This window comes from uncultured Campylobacter sp. (assembly GCF_937949835.1).
In the GTDB taxonomy this organism is placed as follows: domain Bacteria; phylum Campylobacterota; class Campylobacteria; order Campylobacterales; family Campylobacteraceae; genus Campylobacter_B.
In genome coordinates this window covers 1-6,804 of the sequence record NZ_CALEDC010000300.1, presented here as the reverse complement: position 1 = coordinate 6,804, position 6,804 = coordinate 1, and the positions used below count along the sequence as shown (strand labels likewise).

The window sequence follows — 6,804 nt, the reverse complement described above, 5'->3', positions numbered from 1 at the left end:
GCCTTAATAGAATATATCACAGTCGCCTAAATATTCATTGAGCAGCAATTGCAGACAAATACACACTCATACTCGTAGGACTTTTGATTTGCTTTGTAATAGACTGCACAAAAAACTTCTTATAATATGAATTTTATAAAAGCTTATTTACCTCTATCGCTTTTGCTATAAAGCACATAGTGATTTGTAGAAATGCACAACTAATCGCTAGTAACTTAGTTAGTTATAATGCCAGCTTCAATTCTTTTACTCTCTTTTCAGCATATTCTTTTAATATAAGCGATAATGCTATAAGATTTTTATGCTTAACATACCCTGGAGGTAGAGTATTGTTAAAGCAATTTTCGTATAATAACTTATCTAGCTCTTTTGTGTCTGCAATGGCTTGAAATGTTTTTTCTCTATGGTTTATTACTACTATTCGTCTTTTTGAGAATTTTATATAATCATTAATAAATTTTTTATCTCCGCTTAGGAAAAATCCAACACCAAAATCAGCTTTTTCGTTTTTAAACAGTTCAATATACTGAATCCCATAAAAACAAAATATATCCCAAGCTTTATTTTTGGCTTCCTGAAAAATTTTATCTAAGTTCCACTGTATTATATCAAAATTCATAAATTCTGTCATTTTGGAGTTATCCTTAAAATACTCATAAGCGAAATTTAATACTTCTAAAAAAATAGGTCCAGATTTTCTCATTATTTTTGAAAATTCTATAGTTTTCTTGCTATAGCTAATCCTTTTAAATGATATTACAAACATTAATAACACATATGAATATATAAAAGTATGATTTGAATATTTAAATCCATTAAAATTTAACCAATACTCTTTTTTGCTTATATCCAAATACATAGGAGAACCATCCATATTACGGCAAAGCTTGCAATCCTCGTCTAGATAATTATGTGTAAAATAATAAATTCTGCGTCTTACTATATTATCAAGTAAAGACGTATCTTTAACATTTAAATTTTGAAATTTAAATAAAGCGCTTAGTTTGTTAAGTTTTATATTATATTTTTGTAATTCTTTTTCATATTCTAACGAATAAGTATGGTTTGAATTCATAAGATCTTCATCTATATAAGGCTGCGGATTTATATCTAAGTTATTTTCAAACACAAATTTTGCTATAGGGTTGCTGTCTATGCCTTTTGGAATAAAACTATTACTATTTTTATCTTTCTCAATAAAAAGCCCCAAGGAATTAGAGTCGATATTTATAGATATGTCAATATTTTTCTTGATTCTACTGAGATTTTTATCCAGCAATAGTATGTTTTTGTAGGCAGATAACGAGCTTTTAAAAGAAAATTTATCATATTTTAAATTTGTGATCTGCCTTAAAATATCTTGTTGTATAAACGTATCATCATTAGTTCCAATCATAAAAGTATAATTCTCAAATATTTGAGAATTATACGAGTATAACTTATAGATTTCTATTATATCTTGATTTTTTTGTAGATAAATAATATCTCTACAAAAGTTGGAAACTTCTTTATTCATCATCTATTTTGTCCTTTTTGTGTACTAAGTACTTGCATGTGTTTGGGTTCTATTGCTCCTATCAACATTATAGCATGTAATTCTTGCATGCCGATCTCGATCTTATCGTTGAACCCAAACTCACTATCGTAGATAAAGCGCACCTAGCACTGATGGAGACTAGAGTGCTATCTATATTTTTGAACTCTATATTACCGTAGTTTGCGTCTAAATCACCCGAATGTTCACGGAGAATGCACATACAAACACCGTCTGATTATACTTTGCACGCTTTTGATCGTTAACTAGCGACAAAAACTATTTGTCGTAGTCGCTCTTGCAATCGCTCGTATCCTTGTATAAAACATATCTATCTACTAGCTGTTGCTCTAAAATCAATGGCGTAACTGTTCACACGCTTGTTCTTGATCTGCGCGAAATAAAGCCACCGAAGCGCCACCAAAGTTTTAGTTGCTAGAAAATACTGCTCAGTCATCTCGCAATAGAATTAAATTTCAGCAAATTCTATCACGACATAAACGCGACGTTGCTGCTCGTAATCTCGTAACGGAATTAAATTTAGCTGCAGCCTTTGACTTTACGGCCTTTGGCTGCGCTTTAAATTTTACTTTCAAAGCCCGTTTTTGCCGCGTTGCGGTAGAAATCGATCTGATCTTTTTTGATGATGCGGATGTAGTCGGTGCTGCCGGGATGGCCGCTTTGAAAGCCCGCCGTCATCACGTAGGTGCCGCCTTCCTCGATGAGCTCACGCTGCAGAGCCTCGCTTATGATACGTGCGAGTAGCGAGTTGATGCTCGTTTTTTCCCTGACCATCGCTGGATTTACGCCCCACACGAGACTTAGCGCATGCGCGGTCTGCTCATCGTGAGCGATTGCGATGATGTCGATTTTAGCGCGGTTGCGTGCGAGTTTGATCGCCGAGCGCCCCGAGCCCGTGATCGAAAGTATCGCGCCTGCGCCCAGCCTTGCGGCAAGCGCTGCGGTGCTTGAAGTGATCATATCGGTCTCGTCGTAGAAATCGTAATCGTTAAATTTATCGTAAGGATAGATCTTTTCGGTCTCGCGGATCGTCTCGCTCATCGCGGCGACTACGGCCGCGGGGTTTTTGCCGATGGCGCTTTCCTCGCTTAGCATCACGGCGTCGGTGCCGTCGAGCACGGCGTTTGCGACGTCGCTGATCTCGGCTCTGGTGGCGCGCTCGTGCTCGGTCATACTAAGCATCATCTGCGTGGCGGTGATGACGGGCTTTGAGCGGGCGTTGGCTAACGCTATGATGCGCTTTTGGATACGCGGGATCTCATAAAACGGCATCTCGATGCCTAGATCTCCGCGCGCGACCATTATGCCGTCGCTTGCCTCGATGATCTGCTCGATGTTTTCTACAGCATCAAATTTCTCGATCTTGGCGTAAATTTTAGCTTTTGAGCCCAGCGAGTTTAAAATTTCGCGCACGCGCAGGATGTCGTTTTGCGACTGCACGAAGGAGATGCCTACGAAATTTACGCCGTGCGCCGCGCCCCAGCGCAGATCCTCTAAGTCCTTTTGCGTGATGACGTCGATATTTAGGCGGGTGTTTGGGAAGTTCACCCCCTTATTCGAGCTTAAAAAGCCGTCGTTTTCGAGCACCGTTCGCACGCCTTGCTCGCTTACCGCGACTACCTTGGCGCGGATCGAGCCGTCGTAGAGGTAGATAAACTCGCCCGCCTTCATCAGCGGCAAAATTTCGGGGTGGTTGATACACAGCTCGTATTCGCCTTCCGCGGTCTTTTTGCCGATGATTTCGTGAGGAAGGAAGGTGATTTTATCGCCCGTTTTTAGTTTAAAATTTTCCTCGAGTTTGCCGACGCGGATCTTTGGGCCGCTGATGTCCTGAAAGACGCCTATGCGCACGCCAAGGCTCTTTTCTACGGCGCGAATTTTGTTTAAATTTACCTCGTGATACTCGTGCGTGCCGTGGCTGAAGTTCATCCTAAAGGCGTTGCAGCCTGCCTTTACCATCGCGCTCATCATCTCTTCGCTGTCGCTCGCAGGCCCGATGGTCGCTAGGATTTTGGTTTTTTTAAGCATCTTTTCTCCTTTAAATTTAAAATTTATCGCCGCATTGGGCGAAATTTTACGCAAAATTTTGAAATTTCTAAATTTTAAAATTTGCTAGGCAAAGGAATTTTAAAATTTTATGGTGCGTGAGAATTTTAGAATTCTACGGCATGGTGAAATTTTAAAATTTCATAGCTTGCAGTGCGGGTTAAATTCTAAAAATTCGCGTTTGAATGAAATTTTAAAATCCCCTATATACGTGAAGCGCGAGCAAAATTTTAAAGTCCTCGCCGAAGTAAAATTTCAAAATTCTTGCCCGAGCGAAATTTTAAAAATTCCTCTTTATTGCATCATTTCCGCGTCAAATTTTGCATCATCAAAGCTCGCTCCTAAATATTCGCAGGCACTTTTTGCGTCGCGAAGCGCGTTGCCTAGGCAGCTCGTAGCGCCGGGACTTGGGGTCATATTAAAGATAATCCCCGGATTTTCGCCTATTCTAGCTTCGCCTAAAAGCAGCTTTTTTTGCGAGTGTGAGATTACTTGCGGGCGCACGCCGCCAAAGCCCTTGGCGTAGTAAATATCCTCCTCGCGGATGCTAGGTATGATCTTGCGCGCATTTTTGACGAAAAGCTTTTTGCCTAAAATCGGTATCTCAAAGCCTATATTGCGGATTAAGAAATCCCTTACCTCACTATCGCCAAAATTTTGCCAAATGACCTTAGCTACGTCCATGTCAAAATTTAATGACTGAAAAAATTCCGGCACCGAACGACAGCCCTTGTAGCGCTCAAGCTTCGGCATCGTAAGCGCGGTAGGGCCAAATCTCGTGCAGCCGCCTGCGAGCAAATCCGGATCGCCGTGAAGCGCGGCAAATGGAAGCTTTGGATTTTGCACCATGTAAACCTTGCCGTTTAGAAGCTTTTGCTTGGTTAGATAGAAGCTGCCCGCAATGCAAATCGTGCTAAGATCCTGCCCCAGCCCCATTTTGTGCGCCAGCCACAGCGAATGAGCGCCTGCATCTACGACTACGAAATCAGCGCTTAGCGAGAGTCTATTTGCGGTGCGGATATAGAGCTTATCGCCTACTTTAGTGATGTTTTGCACCTCGGTGTTGAGATACAGATCGCAGGTTTTGCCCTCCACGTTTTTAGCGTTTTGCACGAAGGAATTCGCCATCGCGCCGTAATCGATCGTCGTGTAAACTCCCGATTGCACGCCCATTGCTACGATATCCTCCGCTCGCTCCTCGCCGCGCCCATCAAAAACTAGCTTGGGCTCGATTTTTTTGAGCTCTTCCTTGTCGAAAAGCTGCAGATACGGATAAAGCTCTTTAAATTTCTCAAAGCGCTCTTTAATTAGCTCTACCTCGCTTTCGCCCACGCCAAGAGCCATTTTCTGCCCCTGAAATAAAAATTTATTCTCATATCCGTGCTTTTGGCAATACTTCACGATCATATCCGCCTTGCGCTTGACTTCGGTCGCTTTTTGCAGGTCGTAGTTGGTCTCGATGTCGCCGCAATGAATCGTCTGAGAGTTTGCGCTGGCTTTAGAATTTAGCGTCGCAAGCCCTTCGTATTTTTCAAGTAGAGCGATATTTTTGATTCCGCTAAATTCTGCCAGCACGTACGCTAGCGCACTGCCCGTTATACCGCCACCTATGATGATTACGTCGTAATGTTTTTCTTGCATGCCCTTTCCTTATCGAATTTGGCTGCAATTGTGCGAAAATTTCGCTTAAAAGCTAGTTATAAAAGCGTGAATTTAGATGATTTTATATAAAATTCGCACCATTTCATTTTGGGAGTAGTATATGAAAAAATCGATTCTTGTCGGATTAAGTTTGATTATAGCCACGTCGCTGTGGGGCGCAGATAAGAAAGTTTATCGCCTTAAGCTAGCTCAGACTTACGAGCTTAGTATGCCTATCGTAGGCGATGTCGCCAAGCGTATGGCAGATCTTGCAGATAGTATGTCTGATGGCAGGCTGAAAATCAGCATCGACGCGCCTAGCAAACATAAAGCACCTTTTGCGATCTATGATATGGTCAAAAACGGACAATACGATTTAGGCTATACTGCGAGCTACTATTATAAAGGCAAAAATAGCGCGAATATGCTGTTTACGACGGTGCCTTTTGGTATGACGAAAGACGAACAGCACGCTTGGTATTACTTTGGCGGGGGGAAGGAGCTAGCGGATAAATTCTATGCTAAAAGCAATCTAAAGGTCTTTAATATCCTAAATAGCGGCATGCAGATGGGTGGCTGGTTTAAAAAAGAGATTAATACGTTAGACGATCTAAAAGGGCTTAAATTTAGAATTCCAAGCTTTGGCGGGGAGGTTATGAGCCGCCTTGGCGTCGCAGTCGCTACGATACCGGTAGGTGAGCTATATATGGCGCTAGAGATGGGCACCATCGATGCGGTAGAGTGGGCAAGTCCTAGCTTTGATATACCTCTAGGCTTTCACAAGGTCGCAAATTACTATTATACGGGATGGCAAGAACCCGCTAGCGAGCAGCAGATCGTGATAAATCTACAAACTTGGCAGAAGCTTCCTAAGGACTTGCAAAATATCCTAGAGGCTTCGATCGCAAAGGCGCGCGAATACGCAGAAAACGAGACGTTTTATAAAAACGTAATAATTTGGGACGAGATCAAAAAGAAATATCCGAACGTTCAGATTCGCTCTTTTTCGCCTGAAATTATGCGTGCGCTTCGCAAGGCGACAGATGAAATTCTAGCCGAAGAAAGCGAGAAAAATCCCGATTTCAAAGAGATTTGGGAAAGCCAAAAGGCGTTTTTAGCTAAAGCTAGAACGTGGACGAAGATGGGCGATTTTACATATATCGAAAAAACTGGCGATGTTGAAGCCGAGCAGAATTTCACTGCTTCGGTGAAAAAAATCTCTGTTCCTGAGCCCGTAAATAGCGCAGCCAGCGAGATAAATGCAAGCACTGCCGCACCAAAAAATGAGGATAATCAAACGAAATAGCACTTCATTTTTTATCTGCGTTTTTATGCCGCGCGGCTAAACTAAGCGCCAGATAAAGGTGTATGCGGCTTAAATTTGATCGGCAATTTTAGGCAATTTAGGCGAGGCGCGGGTGATTAAAATGCGGGCGATTTACTTATTTGCAGCTGCGTAGCTCGGAGTATCTTTAAAATTTTAATTTATGGAATTTTATCTTTTTAAATTTTATACTTTCCTTATAAAAAGGAAATAATTACTCAAAATTCAACAAAAAATA

Annotated in this window: 4 protein-coding genes; 1 reads left to right on the top strand and 3 read right to left on the bottom strand. The window is 41.6% G+C overall.

What is annotated here, in order from left to right:
* Window positions 1-223 precede the first annotated feature (223 nt).
* The 3 genes from Q0256_RS06815 to Q0256_RS06805 form a co-directional block, all read right to left on the bottom strand.
* Entirely contained in the window at window positions 224-1,519 is a 1,296-nt protein-coding gene (locus tag Q0256_RS06815) for a hypothetical protein (protein ID WP_297961503.1), read from the bottom strand.
* A 594-nt stretch (window positions 1,520-2,113) separates the two neighbouring features.
* A complete protein-coding gene (pyk, locus tag Q0256_RS06810; protein ID WP_297961500.1) occupies window positions 2,114-3,583 on the bottom strand; it encodes a pyruvate kinase in 1,470 nt (489 codons plus the stop codon).
* A gap of 312 nt (window positions 3,584-3,895) precedes the next feature.
* The gene (locus tag Q0256_RS06805) at window positions 3,896-5,242 is read right to left on the bottom strand and encodes an FAD-dependent oxidoreductase (protein WP_297961497.1); all 1,347 of its coding nucleotides are present in this window, start codon (window positions 5,240-5,242) and stop codon (window positions 3,896-3,898) included.
* A 121-nt stretch (window positions 5,243-5,363) separates the two neighbouring features.
* Between Q0256_RS06805 and Q0256_RS06800 the strand changes: the two genes are divergently transcribed.
* A complete protein-coding gene (locus Q0256_RS06800; RefSeq protein WP_005871786.1) occupies window positions 5,364-6,548 on the top strand; it encodes a TRAP transporter substrate-binding protein in 1,185 nt (394 codons plus the stop codon).
* Window positions 6,549-6,804: the final 256 nt, after the last annotated feature.

Bases quoted from the DNA above. Each gene is read 5' to 3' on its own strand.
- Q0256_RS06815 (WP_297961503.1), bottom strand. From the start codon at position 1,519: ATGATGAATAAAGAAGTTTCCAACTTTTGTAGAGATATTATTTATCTA.
- pyk (WP_297961500.1), bottom strand. From the start codon at position 3,583: ATGCTTAAAAAAACCAAAATCCTAGCGACCATCGGGCCTGCGAGCGAC.
- Q0256_RS06805 (WP_297961497.1), bottom strand. From the start codon at position 5,242: ATGCAAGAAAAACATTACGACGTAATCATCATAGGTGGCGGTATAACG.
- Q0256_RS06800 (WP_005871786.1), top strand. From the start codon at position 5,364: ATGAAAAAATCGATTCTTGTCGGATTAAGTTTGATTATAGCCACGTCG.